Origin of the sequence: Paenibacillus sp. CCS19 (assembly GCF_033239625.1) — a bacterium.
In the GTDB taxonomy this organism is placed as follows: Bacteria; Bacillota; Bacilli; order Paenibacillales; family Paenibacillaceae; genus Paenibacillus_T.
Genome location: NZ_BTCK01000005.1, coordinates 62,032 through 79,735, shown reverse-complemented (window position 1 = coordinate 79,735; position 17,704 = coordinate 62,032). Strand labels below are relative to the sequence as shown.

Genomic DNA, 17,704 nt, shown 5'->3' with positions numbered 1-17,704 from the left:
GAACGAAACATTATTGCTGCTGCGCATTCGCTCCGCCGACGATTTCCGCGATTTCTTGCGTGATCGCTGCCTGACGTGCACGGTTGTACGTCAACGTCAAGCTTGCAATCATCTTCGTCGCGTTCTTCGTTGCGTTGCCCATTGCGGTCATACGTGCGCCGAACTCGGACGCCTTGCCTTCCAGAACTGCGCTGTAGATTACCGTCTCAGCGTATTTCGGAAGAAGAACGTCGAGCACCTTCTCAGGTGAAGGCTCATATTCATAGCTCGCTTTAGCTGCGTCAGAGCCGCCAGCCAATTTCGATGCATCAAGCGGCAGAAGCTGCTTGATTACCGGAATTTGCGAGATTGCGTTAACGAATTGGTTATACACCAAGTTCAGTTGATCGAATTTGCCTTCTTCGAAGCCTTTAACTGCGGATGCAGCCAATGCCTTGATGTCAGCAAACGTCGGTGAATCGGACAGTCCTACAACTTCCTCCGTCAGCGTTACGCCGCGGCGTTTGAAGTAGTCGCGTCCTTTGCGTCCGATAACGAACACTTCGTATTCTGCAGCAGACTTGTGCTTCTCCTGAATCTCCGTCCAAACTTTACGAAGTACGTTAGAGTTGTAGCCACCAGCCAGACCGCGGTCAGAAGTAACGACCAAGTAAGCCGTACGTTTGATCTCGCGGGACTGCAGCATCGGATGCTTGATCGTACCGCCGCCCGACGCAATGCTTGCCACTACGTCACGGATTTTGTCGGTGTATGGACGGGATGCTACTGCCGCGTCTTGAGCTCTTCTGAGCTTAGCGGACGCAACCATCTCCATCGCCTTCGTAATCTGCTTCGTATTCTGCGTACTCTTGATCGAGCGCTTAATTTCGCGCATACCTTTAGCCATTCGTTGTCACCACCTTATTACTGGCTTAGGGAGGAGCCGAGGCTCCCCCATTACCCAGTTCTATTCCGCATTTATGTGAAGAAATGGTTTATACCGACGGTGCAAAGCTCTTCTTGAACGCGTTGATCGCTTCAACAAGCACTTTCTCGTTGTCGGAAGTCAAATCTTTCGTATCGCGGATGGAAGCGAAAATTTCTGGTTTGTTTGCATCCACGTATGCAAGGAAATCGCCTTCGAAACGACGCACGTCTTGAACTGGGATTTCATCCACATGGCCCTTCGTGACACAGTAGAGTGCAACAACTTGGCGTTCTACCGGCATAGGAGCGTTGATGCCTTGCTTCAGAATTTCGAGCGTGCGCTCACCACGGTCCAGACGGGACTGCGTAACACGGTCGAGGTCGGAACCGAACGCTGCGAATGCTGCGAGTTCGCGGTATTGCGCGAGGTCGGTTTTCAGCGTACCTGCAACCTTTTTGATTGCTTTGATTTGAGCCGCGCTACCTACACGGGATACAGAGTTACCAACGTTAACCGCTGGACGCTGACCGGAGTAGAACAGGTCGGACTCGAGGAAGATTTGACCGTCCGTAATCGAGATTACGTTCGTTGGGATATATGCAGAGATATCGCCTGCTTGCGTTTCGATGAACGGCAGTGCCGTCAGGGAACCGCCGCCAAGCTCGTCGTTCAGCTTAGCTGCGCGCTCGAGGAGACGGGAGTGCAGGTAGAATACGTCACCTGGGTATGCTTCGCGGCCCGGCGGGCGGCGGAGCAAGAGCGAGAGCTCGCGGTATGCAGCTGCTTGCTTCGACAGGTCATCGTATACGATAAGAACGTGCTTGCCTTGGTACATGAAGTACTCGCCCATTGCGCAGCCCGTGTAAGGCGCGATGTACAGCATTGGGGACGGCTCGGATGCGCTCGCCGTTACGACGATCGTGTAATCCAGCGCGCCTTGCTTACGGAGCGATTCAACAACGGTACGAACCGTCGATTGCTTCTGACCGATTGCAACGTAGATACAAATAACGCCGTTGCCTTTTTGGTTCACGATCGTGTCGATCGCGATTTGCGTTTTACCCGTTTGACGGTCGCCGATGATCAATTCCCGTTGGCCGCGGCCGATTGGAATCATCGCATCGATTGCTTTGATACCCGTCTGCATAGGCTCGAATACCGACTTACGAGCCATTACGCCCGGAGCTGGGGATTCGACTGGACGCGTAGCTGTCGTGTTGACTGGGCCGTTGCCGTCAACTGGCTCACCCAGTGCGTTAACAACGCGACCGAGAAGCGCTTCGCCTACTGGTACTTCCATGATGCGGCCGGTACGTTTAACTTGGTCGCCTTCGCGAATGCCTTTGTAAGGACCCATGATAACGACACCGACGTTGCTTTCTTCGAGGTTGAGTGCCATGCCGATAACGCCGTTGGAGAACTCCAGGAGCTCACCTTGCATCGCGTTCTCGAGGCCGTGAACGCGGGCGATACCGTCACCGACGGAAATTACCGTACCAACGTCAACCACTTGAATTTCGGATTTATATTGTTCGATCTGCTGTTTCAGCAATGTGCTGATTTCATCAGGTCTGATACTCAATTCGCTCACCCCTATCTACAGTGCTCGTTTGTTTAACGATTTGTTCAAACGATTCAACTTGCCCGCCAGGCTGCCATCGTACAGACGGTCGCCGATGCGAACTTGAATACCGCCGAGCAGCGCCGGTTCAACGACTTGCTCTGCCGTAATTTTCTTGCCCGTGATTTGGCTGAACTGCGCAGCTACCTTCTCGAGTTCATCAGCACTCAGCGATTGCGCCGTATAAACCGTCGCACGCGCTTGACCGAGAGACTCGCCTGCGATCTTCACGTAAGCGCCGTAGACGTCAGCAATAACGTCTTGACGGCCGTTCGTCAGGAGCAGCTCCAGCGTATTCAGCACAATGTATGAAACGCGATCCGCGAACACGCCGCGGAGCAGTTCAATCTTACGACTAGCATCAACCGATGGAAGCGCCAGAAACTTCTGAACGTCCACTTCGCTCTCGATTGCCTGCACGATCAGCTTCAGCTGATCTTCGACTTCAGCAACGATCTGCTGCTGCTGAGCAATGTCAAACAAGGCTTTGGCGTAGCGCTTCGCTACTACGACATTGCGGCTCATTTGCTTCCTACCTCTTTCAGGTATTGGTCAACAAGCTGCTCTTGCGACTTCTCGTCGATTTGTTTCTCGATAATCTTCGATGCGATGGCAACGGACATACCGCCGACTTCGCTGCGAAGCGATGCGATCGCTTTATTCTTCTCGCTCTCGATGTCGCGAACCGCGTCATCTTTGAGGCGAGTAGCTTCCGTCTTAGCAGCAACAATAATGTCGTCTGCTTGCTTGACGCTGGTCGATCTAGCTTGCTCGATGATATCATGCGCTTCTTTGCGCGCTTGTTGAAGCGCTTGTTTCTGCTCTTCCAGATGCTGCGAAGCCTGTTTACGGCTGTTCTCTGCGTTGTCGAGCTGGCTTTGAACCAACTCTCTACGTTGCTCCATAATGCCGAGCAGAGGACCGAACGCATAACGCTTCAGCAGGAAAAAGAGAATCAGAAACGCCGCTAATTGGATGAAAAACGTGGACCAAGTGATATGCACTGGGCGTCACTCCCTTCTTTAGCAATCGGTATTACACGTGCGAACACGGATCATTCGTTGAAAGGAAAGTCCGTTGTCCGCCCTGCGGCGAACCGGACTTTCTCTCGAACAAAAGGAAGGCGCGGAGGCTAAGGCACTCCCCGCCAATCTTGTTAAATTAAATTAAGCTTGGCCGTAGAACATGAACGCCAATACGAGCGTGATAACTGGAAGTGCTTCGACGAGTGCGACACCGATGAACATCGTCGTTTGCAGTGTACCGCGGAGTTCTGGTTGACGGGAGATACCCTCAACCGTACGACCTACGATCAGACCGTTACCAATACCTGCGCCAAGCGCGCCCAAACCGAATACGATTGCTGCTGCAACCAATGCTAGTGCTCCCATTAGAAAAATCCTCCCTTAAATATGTTTGAAATGTATTGAGGCCCGCAAGACAGGCCGTTGTTCCTGTGCTTCGGGAATAAACCCTGCTGTCTTCATCCGTTAACACGGATTAGTGTTTCTCTTCGTGAACGATCGACTGCGACATGTATACCATCGTCAACATAACGAAGACGAAGGCTTGGATCGCGCCGACGAACACGCTGAATCCTTGCCATATGATGAGCGGGATAATGCCGACCCAGCTCAATCCACCGATAATAACACCGATCATAACCTCGCCGGCAAAGATGTTACCGTAGAGACGAAGCGCAAGCGACAGTGGCTTGGATACTTCTTTGATCAAGTTCAATGGCAGGAAAGGAACGTATGGCTCGAAGTAGTGTTTGAAGTAATGCTTCGTATTGCGGCGCATACCTTCGATGTGCGTCAGCAGGATAACGATAACCGTCAGTGCCGCCGTAACCGCTACGTCTGCCGTAGGCGATTTCCACCAAGCGATATGTGCCTCTTCTTCGCCGCCCAGGTCCAGCTCCATACCGAAAATCGTCGCGCCGTGATGCGCTTCCGTTACGATACCGAGTGGCAGGCCGAGCATATTGCCCACGAAGATGTACATGATTAGCGCCAGGCCTAATGTCAAGTACGGCTTGCCCTTCTTCAGATCCATCGTCGTACCAATAATATTGATTACGAATTCGATAACCCATTCCAGGAAGTTCTGCATCTTGGTCGGTTTGTCAACCGAGATACCGCGTACAGACACGAGCGCCAGCACGAGCACGATGATACTGGTGAGAAGAATCATTGAAATGGCCGCAAGGTCAAATTCAATTCCCCATTTGTGTACAATAGGCAAAATATGATCCATTAGTTGTTTTCACCCCTTTCATCGAGGGATTGCGATTGCGTACGTCCCCGCTTGCGCATGGTCCAAAATCCCAGTAAGAGTGTTACCAATTGGGCGACAAATAATCCCGCGGCAACCGCTTCTATCCTGAAATCAAACGTCCTTGTTGCAATAACAGCTGCAAGCAAGCCTATGCAGGCCCGAGTCACGTATCCCAGCGTGGAGCGCCTATTACTGCGTGCAGCAGCATTCGCCCCAATCTGACTAACCTTCCACCCAAGGTGAAGCGCATTCACCAAGCCAGCTACTGTACCTACAACAAGTCCCCCCCACCAAGCCTGCTGCGCCGGAAATACTGCCCAGCAGATAAAGCAAACGGACAAAAAAAAGAACGTCAAACGTGTAACGGTTCGTAGGTGGGCCGACAAGTTGTCAATCAAATTCCTTTGCCCCCCGTAAACGCTCGGATTAGAAAATAAATCGTCACGACGCCGACCGCAAGGCCTGCAAGCAGTCCGACAAGATACCAATAATGCGTGCCATAAGAGGCGTCCGCCTTGGAACCTAGCCAAAAACCTGCCCCTAAACATACGGCAAGGTCAGCCCCTACGGTGCCGACCAAACCCATTGCGCGCCAGGGATTGTCCCCAAGGCCACTGTCCCGCGCGTTCCGATTATCTTCCGTAGATGGTTTTTCATTGGACGGATTCATAGAATCACTCCAAAACTCTCATTTATTTTATCCAAGCCGTATCCATTCTGTCAATTCATATAAATTCAAACATTTAGTGAACGGGAGTCCGAAAACCCTTATGCAGCAAGGATTTTCAGACTTCCAAACCGTACAGTACAACTGTATGCTGTACCCTCGTTGGGATTGCTATTTATCTCATGTAAACTATGAACGTTGTGTGAACGGAACCGGACGATTGTCCGTTTTGCCAAAATGGTGCAGAAGTGCTTGAACGATCCGAACGGATGCTTGTCCATCGCCATAAGGATTGGCCGCTCGACTCATCTGATTATACAAATCTTGGTCGGACAACAGGGCGCGCGTACGCTCGTAAACGTCCGCTTCGTCCGTGCCAACCAATTCCAATGTACCTGCCTCAATACCCTCTGGACGCTCGGTCGTGTCGCGAAGCACGAGAACCGGCACGCCATACGATGGCGCTTCTTCCTGCAGGCCGCCCGAATCCGTCAGAATCAGATGCGTATGCGGATAGAAGTTGTGCAGATCGACAACGTCGAGCGGGTCGATCAGCTTGATGCGCGGATGGCCGCCGAGCAGTTCCTCAGCAGGTCCTTTGACCGCTGGGCTCAAGTGTACCGGGTAGACGATTGCGATATCCTCGAATTCGTCTGCAATGCGGCGCACCGCGCGGAAAATGTTGCGATGCGGCTCGCCCTGCGACTCGCGGCGGTGAGCCGTCATGAGCACAAGACGCTTGCCTTCTGCCCAATCAAGCACAGGGTGCGTGAAATCTTGCTTAACCGTGTATTGGAACACGTCCGTAACCGTATTGCCCGTTACATAGATACGTTCCTCCGCCTTGTTCTCCTTGCGCAGATTGCCTGCCGACCAGTCTGTCGGTGCAAAGTGAACATCGGCGAGAACGCCCGTCAGTTGACGGTTCATCTCTTCCGGATAAGGCGACAGCTTGTTCCATGTACGCAGACCAGCCTCAACGTGTCCGACTTGGATTTGCTGCAAGAACGACGCATAACTTGCAAGGAAGGTCGTCAGCGTATCGCCATGCACAAGCACGATGTCAGGCTTCGCTTCGCGCAGAACCGGCTCCAAGCCTTGAAGGACGCGGATGGAGATTTCATTGAGCGTCTGGTTCGCCTTCATGACGTCGAGGTCATAGTCCGGCTGGATGTTGAATACCTCCAGCACTTGATCAAGCATTTGGCGATGCTGCGCGGTGACGCAGACGATCGACTCAATTTGTTCGGGATGACGCTGCAGCTCGAGAATGAGCGGCGCCATCTTGATCGCTTCGGGCCGAACGCCGAAAATCGTCATGACTTTCAATTTGGACACAACAAGTCAGCTCCTAACTTCACAGTAAAGTTGCATAATGGCATGGCATAACGCGCTGGATCCTCCCTGATGGGCTTTGGATCAGCGTCGTCACGCACAGATGAATAAGGTATTTAATGCGTACCGAACATCCGGTCGCCGGCATCGCCCAGACCTGGCACGATGTACCCGTGGTCATTAAGCTTCTCATCAAGCGCTGCCGTATAGATCTCGACATCCGGATGCGCCTTCTGCAGCGCTTCTACGCCTTCAGGCGCGGCGATCAGGCACATCATCTTGATCTGCTCGCAACCGCGGCTCTTGAGCGAGTTGATAGCGGCAATCGCCGATCCGCCAGTCGCAAGCATCGGATCGATCACGATGAGCAGCCGATTCGTAGCATCCGTCGGCAGGTTGATATAGTACTCTACGGGTTGAAGCGTCTGCGGGTCGCGGAATAAACCGATATGGCCGATTTTGGCAGCAGGAATCATCTTCAGCATACCGTCCACCATGCCTAGGCCCGCTCTCAGAATCGGGATAAGTCCAAGCATACGGCCGGAAACGACTTTCGCCTCCGTCTTCTGCACGGGCGTCTCCACTTCGATCGATTGCAGCGGGACGTCTCGCGTAATTTCGTATGCCATCAGCATGGCGACTTCGTCAACGAGCTCGCGAAAATCTTTCGTATTCGTGTCCTTGTTGCGAATAAACGTCAGCTTATGCTGAATTAATGGATGATCGCATACTACCAATTTGCTCATGGGGAACTGCCTCCTGATTTGCTAGCTGTTAGCTGTTGTAAGTAATCGTCAATGATCCCGTTTATTATAGCATTGTAAAACAGTCGTTGCATCTGGGACAGGAAGATCATTCACATGCGGGATCAGAGAGGAATCAGTCCCCTCCTCCACCGCAGCCTCCGCCGCCTCCGCACGAGGAGTCTCCTCCACCTCCACAGGAAGACGAGCCGCCATCGTTGTGGTCATGCCCGTGATGGGAATGACCATGATGAGTAGAGCCGCCATGGCGGGTAGAATCGTCCCCGCTGTACGAGCTGCATGCCGAAGATCCTCCATACCGATCATTGTCACGTTGTATATGTTCATTCATTCGATGTTCCAGATTGTTCGGCTCTACAGCAGAGAAATAAAGCAGCAGCCAACTGGCTGACATCATTCCCGAGCCATCGTACGAAGACTGACTCTGTTTGGTGTAATCCGGCACTCCTTGCCCTCGCGAGCCTCTCCTTGCCGTTTCCAGCTGACGCTTCGCAGAAGCGGCAAGCCAGGCAGCCGTACGGTCCAGATCCTCATATCGGGCCGCTGTATCGCTGCGGAACCACTCGCTTCGAATAGTCTGTTCGCTCATCGACTCCAGCTCAGACAACCTGCTGCGCGATAGCGGCTCTCGGAAGAATGATCCCCACACTTTGCCGCTTACAGGCGACATCTCGAACAGCTCCGCATACAGCCAGTCAAACCACGCCCTGCTGCCGTCCTCTGGCTTATTGTCATCTTTCCCATGTGGAGCATGGTGAATGTAAGCTCCGCAAAATTGCTGGCAGAAGCTTTCATACTCACGAGTAAACATCAGCATCTCATGCCATACTTCATCGGCCTTCGTGCTGTACATCGGAACGTTCCGCAGCAAGGCGCACATAAGAAAGTAACGTTTCAGCTCGAACCAAGTCCACGCCCATTCGCTTTGCGTCATGCCCGGTTTCGCCGATTGGACACGATATTGAACGCGAGCCTCGTAATCGGACGACAGCGCGTCTTCCAGCCTCTCGGCTGCGCTGCGGGCCGGATGTCCCGCCGCGATGCCAAGTGCACCCGGAGGCTGCTCACTCGGCCATGGAGCCGTATAGGGCCTGCTTACACGAGAACGGCCAGACATTGTTCGATTGTGCATTCGCGGTTTCTGATTCCCGATTGCTTTAAGCACGATGATGAATGTGATCAGACCAATCACGACAAGAACGAGCTCCATTCCCGAACACCTCTTTATCCTTCATTGCAATTAGTATAGCATGGGAGCGGTATCGGTTCATGCGGCCACAAAAAAAGCCTCACTCGCTGTCGGAGTGAGGCTTCTTGATGCTTTACAGTCAATTAGTAAGCCATGCCTGGGTACAGCGGATATTGTGCCGTCAGCGCTTGAACTTTCGCGCGCGCTTCTGCCAGAACCGCTTCGTCCTTCGGATTCTTCAACGTCATGGCGATAACGTCAGCAATAACTTTCATGGCTTCCGTGTTCATGCCGCGAGCCGTAGCTGCTGGCGTACCGATACGAATACCGCTCGTTACGAATGGGCTCGTAGGGTCGAACGGAATCGCGTTCTTGTTACACGTAATTTGAACGGAGTCGAGTACGTGCTCTGCTTCTTTACCCGTAATGCCGAGGTTGCGAAGGTCAATCAGCATCAGGTGGTTGTCCGTACCGCCGGATACGAGGTTCAGACCGTGGCCAACAAGCGCGTCAGCGAGAACGCGAGCGTTATCGACAACGTTCTTGCCGTATTCTTTGAACGAAGGCTGGAGCGCTTCGCCGAATGCAACCGCCTTAGCAGCGATGATGTGCATGAGCGGGCCGCCTTGGGAGCCTGGGAATACCGCTTTATCGATCGCTGCAGCCCATGGCTTACGGCAGAGGATCATGCCGCCGCGAGGACCGCGAAGCGTTTTGTGCGTCGTCGTCGTTACGAAGTGCGCGTGCGGTACTGGGCTTGGGTGCAAACCTGCTGCAACGAGGCCCGCGATGTGAGCCATGTCAACCATGAACAGCGCGCCTACGTCTTGAGCGATTTGGCCAAGCTTCTCGAAATCGATAATGCGCGGGTATGCACTTGCGCCAGCAACGATCAGACGAGGACGGTGTTTGAAAGCAAGCTTGCGAACTTCTTCATAGTCGATCGTGAAGGAGTCTTCTTGTACGCCGTAAGGTACGAAGTTATATAGGAGACCGGATGCGTTAACCGGGCTGCCGTGCGTCAAGTGGCCGCCATGCGCCAGGTTCATACCAAGAACCGTATCGCCTGGGTTGAGGCATGCAAGGTAAACAGCCATGTTCGCTTGTGCGCCGGAGTGAGGCTGAACGTTCGCGTGCTCTGCACCGAACAGTTCTTTCGCGCGATTACGCGCGATATCCTCAGCGATATCAACATGCTCACAGCCGCCATAGTAGCGTTTGCCTGGGTAGCCTTCTGCATATTTGTTCGTCAGAACCGTACCCATTGCTTCGAGTACTGCCTCACTTACGATGTTCTCCGATGCGATCAGCTCGATGTTGTCACGTTGACGCTGCAGCTCGAGGCCAAGTGCTTTCACGATTTCTGGATCTTGTTTACGCAAATTTTCCATAGGATAAAATCCTCCTTCAGCATATTGGTACTGCTATATTCACAAGCGGTTGCCCGCATGGTTGAACGCAATTGTTGGAGTTGCAGGAGTTGCTCGCATTGTGCAAGGTTACTCGCAGGTGCCGCCCGGACGCTCCGGCTCGGCCTGATCATCCAACGCATAAACAGCCCGCGCACCGCCAATCAGCTTCGGCCGGCTGTAGGCCATTGTCACATTCGCCTGTCCGATCGAGCGAATCGTCGGTCTAACCGGAACTGCCACCGGACGCAGATGCATCCCGATGAACGTGTCGCCGATATCGACGCCCGCATGGGCACGAACCGACTCCACTAATACGGCATCGTTCAAATGACGATACGCATAAGCCGCCATCGAACCGCCCGCCTTCGGCACCGGCACAGCAGCGACTTCATCCAACCCGAAGCGCTCCGCCGCAGCACGATCCAAGACGAGCGCGCGGTTCAGATGTTCACAGCATTGATACACGGGATAAAATCCGACCTGCCGACGGACCGCCTCCACGCCAGCGAATATCGCTGCCGCAGCGTCGGTCGTGCCCGACGTGCCGATGCGCTTGCCCAGCACTTCGCTCGTGCTGCACCCGATGACGACAAGCTGGCCATGCTTGATGCCGCCTGCTGTCACCAGCTCGCTGACAATGGTCTGCACCGCCTGCTCAACGACAGATGCCTGCCGGCTGTCAAATACACCATCGACTTCGCTCATCGTTATGCCTCCCGTGCGAATGCTGTTTTAAGCTTTCGCTGCGTATTTTGCTTCGATCTCATTCACTTTACTGATGCGGCCAACATGGCGCTCGCCATTGGAGAACGGCGTTTCGAGCCAGATGCGGATAATCTCCTGCGCTACGCCAGGACCGACTACGCGCTCGCCCATTGCCAGCACGTTCGTATCGTTGTGATCGCGCGTCGCTTGCGCCGAGAACATATCGTGCACGAGCGCGCAGCGGATGCCGCGAACCTTGTTCGCTGCGATCGACATGCCGATGCCAGTGCCGCAGATGAGAATGCCGCGGTCGGCTTGGCCGCTTGCTACCGCTTCGCATACTGGAAGCGCATAGTCCGGGTAGTCGACCGATTGGTCGCAGCTGCAGCCGACGTCCGTTACTTCGTGGCCGAGCGATTCGATGAACGGAACCAAAATGTCTTTCAAGCGGTAACCGCCGTGGTCGGCCCCAATCGAAATTTTCATGGTGGTGGAATCCTCCTTAAGGTTTTGCGATAGCCTCCGCCGCCATTCGGCGGAATGTGCAGCAAATGCTGCTTCGAAAGCATACGCTTTGGTTTTGCGATAGCCTCGCCGTCATCCGGCGGGATATACGCGTTCATAAGTCTATTTACAGAAAACCAGTCCGCATTTATTATACCTAATTTGCCTGCATTACACGACACCTATCGACATTCCAATTACGCTGCTAAAAAGCAAAAAAGAGCATAACGCGCTCATCACGCGATGCTCTTTGCCCAGGCGACCGGCCGTATATTCCGATGCTCCACCGTGGTATCCCACTTCGTCGCCAGTTACATCGGAAACCGTTAAATTTGATTTCATCATACCCGATTCAGCGGTCAAAATCAATCCTCTACCGCCCATTAATCAGCACAACTGCGCATCTTCTCGGGCGGCAGCGTTATCATCGACCGTCCGCCGTAAACTTATCGAGCAGCTTCTCCACTGCAGCCTCGATCTGTGCCGCGGCGCTCTCATAGACATGCAGCGGCCCTCCAAACGGATCCTCGATGTCGAAGCTCGGTATTCTGCGCTCCAGCTCCAGCATTCGAGCCCGGTCCTCATCCGTCCCTGTCTGCCCAAGCGCCTGCTTCATCTGCCATTCCGTATATAATCGTTCCAGCTCAGCCAAATCCGACGCCATCTGCTCGTCCAGCACTGCGTATTCGAGCAGCGTATGCGTCTTCTCCATCGCGCTAGGGAAACGTCCGATCAAGCTGCGTTTGTGCGAGGCGGTCATCGTAAGAATCAAGTCCGCCCACTGCACCGCAGACTCAGCGATAGCCCGGCTAGTGCCGTTATGGGCAATCTGCTTGCGCCTGAGCGTCTCAGCCGCATTCGCTGACACAGCCATCCCATCCACGGTCGAGACGCCTGCCGAGCGGACCTCAATGTCCAGCGAGCGCCGCGCCGCTCTGTCGCGCATAATAGCTTCCGCCATCGGCGACCGGCAAGTGTTGCCGGTGCATACGAACAATATCCGTTTCAAGGCAAGTCATGCTCCCTTCCATTTAGAACACGAACAATAGACCGAATGTGAGCAGGATGACGCCGCCGCATGCCTCGCCATAATCGCCAAGCGTCCGGCTGGCGCTGCGTCCTAGCAGCAGACCGAGCACCGACATGATGCCGCCTGCAAGGCCGAACATGAGCACCGTAAGCATAACATCCAGCGCGAACATGCCAAGCGAGACGCCTACCGAGAACGAGTCAATGCTGACGCTGAAGGCGAATATCAACATTCCCCAGAACGAGCTGTGGTTGATTGACGACGCACTGCCGCTCCCGCCCTTGAATGAGTTGTACACCATATGCCCGCCTAGCAGCAGAAGAAGAACACCTGCCGCATGCGTCGCCACATCGCCGAGCAGCCCGCTTACATACTGTCCCGCGAACATTCCCAGCAATGGCATCAGCATATGAAACAACGCAATAATGGTGCTTAGTACGGCAATGCGACGCAGCCGTATTCCTCTCATCCCGATGCCGACGCCAAGCGAAAAAGCGTCCATTCCCAGCGCAATCGCCATAATAAGCAGCGTTAACAGCTGGCCAGCACCCATACCCGCTTCCAAATGCACATTCATCTCTCCCCGCAAGCCGCATTCTTGTACACTTTATGCGGACGAGCGGGTGTTCATGTTCACATTGCGTGATCATTAATCATTATTCGGTTAAAGTTGTCAAACGTAAACGATCTGGTTTGCAGCCGCTTTGGCCATTCGATTCATAAGCGCAAGCCCGATGCCATCGCTTGGGCACGCTTCTGCCCAGATGCGTTCCACGCCCCTTACGTCAAATTCGCGCAGCGCTGCATACAACCCTTGAGCAGCCGTCTCCAGCTTCTCAAGACTGCCGCAGACGACAACCTCATCCGCTGCAAAAGAGTTCTGGTGCTCCTCGTACGTAAGTACGCCCGTGACTTCACCTCTCGCGGACGCTGCATCTACCTCGCGCTGAATATAATCGAGTACCGCATCCGCCTCGCCGCTGACCAGCAGCATAGTGCCGCGCGGCGCGTAGTGCGCGTACTTCATGCCAGGCGAGCGCGGCGCTGATTGGGATTGATCAGGCGCTGCAGCTTGGGCAACAGCTTCGACAGCTTGGACGTTGCCTAGTCCCGCCAGTGTCTCATCCAACAGCACGGTCGGCACAACCTCTTGCAGCTGCTCTGCTGTAATGCCGCCTGGGCGCAAAATGCGTACGACGCCAGGAGCCTCCGTCATGACGACGGTCGACTCCAGGCCTACGCCCGTCGGGCCGCCATCGACGAGCCCGTCGATCCGGCCGTCCAGATCCTCGCGGACATGGTCCGCGAGCGTCGGGCTCGGTCGGCCCGACCGGTTCGCGCTGGGCGCAGCGACTGGACAGTTCGCTGCCGCGATCAACCGCAGCGCGATATCATGCTGCGGCATGCGCACCGCGACGGTGTCGAGTCCAGCTGTGACGCGCGGGGATACCGCGCCTGGAACAGCTGGCATAACGATCGTAAGCGGCCCCGGCCAGAAACGTCGCATCAACGCGCGCTCCGTATCGCCTACCGGCTGCACCAGCCCCTCCAGCTGCGATTCGTCCGCGATGTGGACGATGAGCGGATTGTCGGAGGGACGCCCTTTTGCCGCAAAAACCTGTTCTACCGCACTCGTCTGGCGGGCATCCGCACCAAGGCCGTATACCGTCTCCGTCGGAAAAGCGACTACGCCGCCGCCGCTCAGCAGCTGCGCAGCCTCGGCAATCGCCTCTTGCGAAGCACGGTCGTCCGCACCCGGGAGCACCTGCCATGTAGATGTTTTCGTAATCATTCTGATTCCTCGTATCTCGAATAATCGACTAATGTTGTAGTTGTATTATAGCACAATGAAAGCCGGCTGCTTAGGCAGACCGGCCGGGGTTGGTTGACGGGATTGCTGAACGTTCGGATATTACGAGAATAAATTCTTAAAAAATTGAATGATGGCTTCAATCAGTTCGATCAGGAAAAACTTCGCTTCCGGCGCTTCACCGGATGGTTGGTTGTCATTGTCGCTAGATGCTTGCTTCGCTTGCTTGTCGTCTGTTTTCGCGTTCTTCACATGAACTTCTTTCGCGTCGGCTTTCGCTGGTTTCGCATCTGCCTTTTCTTGAACGTCGGACTTTCCTTCAGCCTTCGTTGTTTTGCTGTCTGCCTGCTCGACGCTCGGCTCTGCTTGTGCTGGCTCAGCTTCGCCGGAAGCCGCATCCACGAAACAGAGCGGCGGGAACAGGACGCACCACCAGTTCTGACCTGCGCCATTGCCAAGCGTAATGCGTAGCGCTTCGTAGTCGCCGGCTGGGTATACGCGGCTGCCGTACATCTTCGTCGGGAATGGGACGACTGCAAGCTCTGCCTTGTAGCCATAGTCGAAACCACGGATCTCCAGCTCATGAGCGATGATTGCCTCGATCTCGCCCATATGGGTGCGGATCGTCTCGCGTGCTTGTTCAATCGTTGCAGGACCGCCTGCCCAATTGTTCATCGCGGCTACAACCGCATCACGTACGTGGCGTTTCACGGCTTGGTCAGCCGGCGCATCGGAGTTCGCCAGAATGCGAAGCCGAATCGACTGCTCGGGAATCGCTCCGTCAATGGCAGAAGCGTCTGTGCGCACCTGCTCCCAGCTCATAAGAATGACGAACACGGCAAGAATCAAGTAACCGTACATCGGACGATATGCAAAGCGGCGGCGCCGCGGTTGTGCGATTTTAGAAGAAGAAGAAGAAACGGAATTGTCGTTACTATCAACCGAATAATAGGAATGATGGCGGATCATATGCACAAGCCCCTCTCAGGCACCCGTCGGCGCTTCAGCTTGCGTTCCGGAACGTATCTATCCGACATTATGTCCGAGAGAGGGACTCTATAAACCTAGCAGAGAAATGAAAATAGAAAGCCTGCGTTTTCATTTTAAGGAGTGGGCTAGATGGGGTAGCAGTTGGTTGATTGGTTGAGTAAATTGCCGGGATGGATACGGTGCTTGAGGTTTTTAGGAGTGCTCCATAAGGGGTGAAGGGGAGTGCAGAACTTTAATATTGGGCTTCTATCATAGCAAAAGGATAGAGGCGAATACTCACCTCTATCCTCCAATAACAAGCTTACTCCCCGCTGCGGATCGCCAGCACATGCCGATCGATGCCTCCGTAGTCGGTGATGATGCGAATATCGTCCCAGTGGCCGATCGCGCGGAGCAGATCGGCTACGTCCTGCGCTTGGCCGATGCCGAGCTCGAAGCCGACGATGCGAGGCAGCTGCGCGAGCTGCGGCAGCTGAACGGCCATGCGCCGATACGGCTCAAGGCCATCGTCGCCGCCGCCGACGAGCGCGAGGCGCGGCTCATAGTCGCGCACCTCCGGCTGAAGGCCGGGGATGTCCGCCGCCGGTATGTACGGCGGATTGGAGACGAGCACGTCGATGTGCAGTCCTGCCACGGATTCGGCAGCACGCTCAGCATTGGAGCTGCTTATAACGTTACTCACTCCAACCGCGTCGCCCGCTCCTTCAACTGTATCCTGCTCAGATGCGAAGCCACTCTGATCCTCTCCCGAATTACCCCCAACAGCGAACGGCAGCAGCAGGTCGCCCTGCACGAACGTAATGCGCTCCGCCGCTTCAAGCCTCGCGGCATTGCCTCTCGCGACTGCAAGGGCGTCCGGCGACAGGTCGGACGCGAATAACCGCCAGCCCGGGCGTTCAGCCGACAGCGTCACGGCAATAGCCCCGCTGCCCACGCCTACATCAACGACGGTCGGCACCTTCGCCTTCTCTCCCGTCTGCGGCCACAGCTTGTCCGCCTCCTCCAGCACCGCCTCAACGAGCAGCTCCGTCTCCGGCCGAGGGATGAGGACGGCAGGCGTTACCGTGAACGGCCGCCCATAGAACCATCCTTCGCCGATCAAATACTGGACTGGCTCGCCAGCCGCCTTACGCGCGATTAACGTTGCCCAAGTTTCGAACAGCTGCTCCGGCATCGGCTCATGCCAGTCACGCAGCAGCTCTGCCTTCGTGAAGCCGAGCACGTGACAGATCAGCAAGTTAGCGTTCGATCGCGGTTCGCCGATTCCGAGCCCCGCAAGCAAAGAAGAAGCCTGCAAGCAGGCTTCTCCGATTGTCATGCCGGGCCGAAACGTAACCTCCGATTGCACCATCGGTCAAATTCGCCCCTTAAGCTGCAGGTCTTCAGGACCCGCGGCCTTATTATTGATTGTTCTCTTGCTCCAGCAGCTCCGCTTGTTCCGTCAGCGTGAGCGTCTGCACGATCTCTTCGATGTCACCGTTCATGATCGAATCGAGGCGGTGCAGCGTGAGGCCGATCCGGTGATCCGTTACACGGCTCTGCGGATAGTTGTACGTCCGAATCCGCTCGCTGCGGTCGCCCGTACCCACTTTGCTCTTACGCTCGCCAGCGTATTTCGCTTCTTCTTCTTGACGATGAATCTCATAAATACGGGAGCGAAGCACTTGCAGAGCCTTCGCTTTGTTCTCGTTCTGCGATTTGCCGTCTTGGCAAGTTGCGACGATGCCCGTCGGTACGTCCGTAACGCGAACTGCCGATTTGGTCGTGTTGACGGACTGACCGCCAGCGCCGCTCGAGCAGAACGTATCGACACGAATGTCTTTGTCATGAATTTCGATCTCGACTTCTTCCACTTCAGGCATCACCGCCACCGTCGACGTCGACGTATGAATACGTCCGCCCGATTCCGTAGCAGGAATGCGCTGCACGCGGTGTGCGCCGCTCTCGAACTTCAGCTTGCTGTAAGCGCCTTTGCCGATAATCATGAACACAACTTCCTTGAAGCCGCCGAGATCGCTCTCGTTCATATCCATGATTTCCGTTCTCCAGCCCTGCGAATCCGCATAACGGGTATACATCCGATACAGGTCGGAAGCGAACAATGCCGCTTCGTCGCCGCCTGCCGCTCCGCGGATCTCAACGATAACGTTCTTCTCGTCGTTCGGGTCCTTCGGCAGCAGGACGATACGGATACGCTCATCCAGTTCGGCCTTGCGCTCCGACAGCTCTTCCACCTCGAGCTTCACCATCTCGCGCATCTCGTCATCAAGCTTCTCGCCGAGCATTGCCTTGGCATCGTCGAGCTGTTCGCTGACATTCTTGTATTCAGTAAATGCCTCATACGCTTCCTGCAGGCCCGATTGCTCCTTGGAATATTCGCGCAGACGCTTAGGATCTCCCGCAACATCCGGGTCGCAGAGCAATTCGCTCAATTTCTCATAACGGTCGGCTAGTACAGATAACCGGTCTATCACCGTACATTCACCCCTA

Annotated in this window: 20 protein-coding genes and 1 riboswitch; all 20 genes read right to left on the bottom strand. The window is 54.9% G+C overall.

The features are described from left to right. Positions 1-10 precede the first annotated feature (10 nt). Positions 11-886, bottom strand: a complete 876-nt coding sequence (atpG, locus tag SBI19_RS06170) for an ATP synthase F1 subunit gamma (RefSeq protein ID WP_317966024.1) — start codon at positions 884-886, stop codon at positions 11-13. Positions 887-974: 88 nt separating this feature from the next. Next, positions 975-2,489, bottom strand: a complete 1,515-nt coding sequence (gene atpA, locus SBI19_RS06165; RefSeq protein ID WP_317966022.1) for a F0F1 ATP synthase subunit alpha — start codon at positions 2,487-2,489, stop codon at positions 975-977. Between the two features lie 15 nt (positions 2,490-2,504). Beyond that, positions 2,505-3,053, bottom strand: a complete 549-nt coding sequence (locus tag SBI19_RS06160) for a F0F1 ATP synthase subunit delta (protein WP_317966020.1) — start codon at positions 3,051-3,053, stop codon at positions 2,505-2,507. Continuing rightward, complete coding sequence (gene atpF / locus SBI19_RS06155) at positions 3,050-3,532, bottom strand: F0F1 ATP synthase subunit B (RefSeq protein ID WP_317966018.1); 483 nt, start codon at positions 3,530-3,532, stop codon at positions 3,050-3,052. Before atpF ends, SBI19_RS06160 begins: the two co-directional genes overlap by 4 nt. 162 nt (positions 3,533-3,694) lie before the next feature. Further along, complete coding sequence (gene atpE / locus SBI19_RS06150; protein ID WP_317966016.1) at positions 3,695-3,919, bottom strand: F0F1 ATP synthase subunit C; 225 nt, start codon at positions 3,917-3,919, stop codon at positions 3,695-3,697. A gap of 109 nt (positions 3,920-4,028) precedes the next feature. After that, positions 4,029-4,787, bottom strand: a complete 759-nt coding sequence (gene atpB, locus SBI19_RS06145; protein ID WP_317966014.1) for a F0F1 ATP synthase subunit A — start codon at positions 4,785-4,787, stop codon at positions 4,029-4,031. Continuing rightward, positions 4,787-5,164 carry an ATP synthase subunit I gene (locus tag SBI19_RS06140; RefSeq protein ID WP_317966258.1) on the bottom strand — a complete coding sequence of 126 codons (378 nt, stop codon included), beginning with the start codon at positions 5,162-5,164 and terminating at the stop codon, positions 4,787-4,789. The genes atpB and SBI19_RS06140 overlap by 1 nt, the downstream gene beginning before the upstream one ends. A gap of 38 nt (positions 5,165-5,202) precedes the next feature. Next, the gene (locus tag SBI19_RS06135; protein ID WP_317966012.1) at positions 5,203-5,478 is read right to left on the bottom strand and encodes an AtpZ/AtpI family protein; all 276 of its coding nucleotides are present in this window, start codon (positions 5,476-5,478) and stop codon (positions 5,203-5,205) included. A 186-nt stretch (positions 5,479-5,664) separates the two neighbouring features. Continuing rightward, positions 5,665-6,813 carry a non-hydrolyzing UDP-N-acetylglucosamine 2-epimerase gene (gene wecB / locus SBI19_RS06130; RefSeq protein ID WP_317966010.1) on the bottom strand — a complete coding sequence of 383 codons (1,149 nt, stop codon included), beginning with the start codon at positions 6,811-6,813 and terminating at the stop codon, positions 5,665-5,667. 113 nt (positions 6,814-6,926) lie between these two features. Then, positions 6,927-7,556, bottom strand: coding sequence for a uracil phosphoribosyltransferase (gene upp / locus SBI19_RS06125; protein WP_317966008.1), 630 nt, complete (start codon positions 7,554-7,556; stop codon positions 6,927-6,929). A gap of 133 nt (positions 7,557-7,689) precedes the next feature. Further along, positions 7,690-8,784: a glycine-rich domain-containing protein gene (locus tag SBI19_RS06120; protein ID WP_317966006.1), complete on the bottom strand. Its 1,095-nt coding sequence runs from the start codon at positions 8,782-8,784 to the stop codon at positions 7,690-7,692. Between the two features lie 122 nt (positions 8,785-8,906). After that, positions 8,907-10,154: a serine hydroxymethyltransferase gene (locus tag SBI19_RS06115; protein WP_317966004.1), complete on the bottom strand. Its 1,248-nt coding sequence runs from the start codon at positions 10,152-10,154 to the stop codon at positions 8,907-8,909. A gap of 108 nt (positions 10,155-10,262) precedes the next feature. Next, complete coding sequence (locus SBI19_RS06110; protein ID WP_317966002.1) at positions 10,263-10,880, bottom strand: TIGR01440 family protein; 618 nt, start codon at positions 10,878-10,880, stop codon at positions 10,263-10,265. A gap of 27 nt (positions 10,881-10,907) precedes the next feature. Next, on the bottom strand, positions 10,908-11,366 hold the full coding sequence (gene rpiB, locus SBI19_RS06105) for a ribose 5-phosphate isomerase B (protein WP_317966000.1): 459 nt from the start codon (positions 11,364-11,366) through the stop codon (positions 10,908-10,910). Positions 11,367-11,629: 263 nt separating this feature from the next. Then, positions 11,630-11,709, bottom strand: a riboswitch (ZMP/ZTP riboswitch). Between the two features lie 99 nt (positions 11,710-11,808). After that, positions 11,809-12,393: a low molecular weight protein arginine phosphatase gene (locus tag SBI19_RS06100; protein ID WP_317965998.1), complete on the bottom strand. Its 585-nt coding sequence runs from the start codon at positions 12,391-12,393 to the stop codon at positions 11,809-11,811. A gap of 22 nt (positions 12,394-12,415) precedes the next feature. Continuing rightward, positions 12,416-12,991, bottom strand: coding sequence for a manganese efflux pump MntP (locus SBI19_RS06095; protein ID WP_483312250.1), 576 nt, complete (start codon positions 12,989-12,991; stop codon positions 12,416-12,418). Positions 12,992-13,087: 96 nt separating this feature from the next. Continuing rightward, complete coding sequence (locus tag SBI19_RS06090) at positions 13,088-14,206, bottom strand: L-threonylcarbamoyladenylate synthase (RefSeq protein ID WP_317965996.1); 1,119 nt, start codon at positions 14,204-14,206, stop codon at positions 13,088-13,090. A 120-nt stretch (positions 14,207-14,326) separates the two neighbouring features. Beyond that, on the bottom strand, positions 14,327-15,193 hold the full coding sequence (spoIIR, locus tag SBI19_RS06085) for a stage II sporulation protein R (protein WP_317965994.1): 867 nt from the start codon (positions 15,191-15,193) through the stop codon (positions 14,327-14,329). Between the two features lie 322 nt (positions 15,194-15,515). Further along, complete coding sequence (locus SBI19_RS06080; RefSeq protein WP_317965992.1) at positions 15,516-16,565, bottom strand: N5-glutamine methyltransferase family protein; 1,050 nt, start codon at positions 16,563-16,565, stop codon at positions 15,516-15,518. Positions 16,566-16,614: 49 nt separating this feature from the next. Then, a complete protein-coding gene (prfA, locus tag SBI19_RS06075) occupies positions 16,615-17,688 on the bottom strand; it encodes a peptide chain release factor 1 (protein ID WP_317965990.1) in 1,074 nt (357 codons plus the stop codon). Positions 17,689-17,704: the final 16 nt, after the last annotated feature.

Bases quoted from the DNA above. Each gene is read 5' to 3' on its own strand.
- SBI19_RS06090 (WP_317965996.1), bottom strand. From the start codon at position 14,206: ATGATTACGAAAACATCTACATGGCAGGTGCTCCCGGGTGCGGACGAC.
- SBI19_RS06115 (WP_317966004.1), bottom strand. From the start codon at position 10,154: ATGGAAAATTTGCGTAAACAAGATCCAGAAATCGTGAAAGCACTTGGC.
- atpE (WP_317966016.1), bottom strand. From the start codon at position 3,919: ATGGGAGCACTAGCATTGGTTGCAGCAGCAATCGTATTCGGTTTGGGC.
- SBI19_RS06095 (WP_483312250.1), bottom strand. From the start codon at position 12,991: ATGAATGTGCATTTGGAAGCGGGTATGGGTGCTGGCCAGCTGTTAACG.
- atpG (WP_317966024.1), bottom strand. From the start codon at position 886: ATGGCTAAAGGTATGCGCGAAATTAAGCGCTCGATCAAGAGTACGCAG.
- spoIIR (WP_317965994.1), bottom strand. From the start codon at position 15,193: ATGATCCGCCATCATTCCTATTATTCGGTTGATAGTAACGACAATTCC.
- rpiB (WP_317966000.1), bottom strand. From the start codon at position 11,366: ATGAAAATTTCGATTGGGGCCGACCACGGCGGTTACCGCTTGAAAGAC.
- SBI19_RS06135 (WP_317966012.1), bottom strand. From the start codon at position 5,478: ATGAATCCGTCCAATGAAAAACCATCTACGGAAGATAATCGGAACGCG.
- atpB (WP_317966014.1), bottom strand. From the start codon at position 4,787: ATGGATCATATTTTGCCTATTGTACACAAATGGGGAATTGAATTTGAC.
- SBI19_RS06160 (WP_317966020.1), bottom strand. From the start codon at position 3,053: ATGAGCCGCAATGTCGTAGTAGCGAAGCGCTACGCCAAAGCCTTGTTT.
- SBI19_RS06110 (WP_317966002.1), bottom strand. From the start codon at position 10,880: ATGAGCGAAGTCGATGGTGTATTTGACAGCCGGCAGGCATCTGTCGTT.
- SBI19_RS06080 (WP_317965992.1), bottom strand. From the start codon at position 16,565: ATGGTGCAATCGGAGGTTACGTTTCGGCCCGGCATGACAATCGGAGAA.
- upp (WP_317966008.1), bottom strand. From the start codon at position 7,556: ATGAGCAAATTGGTAGTATGCGATCATCCATTAATTCAGCATAAGCTG.
- SBI19_RS06120 (WP_317966006.1), bottom strand. From the start codon at position 8,784: ATGGAGCTCGTTCTTGTCGTGATTGGTCTGATCACATTCATCATCGTG.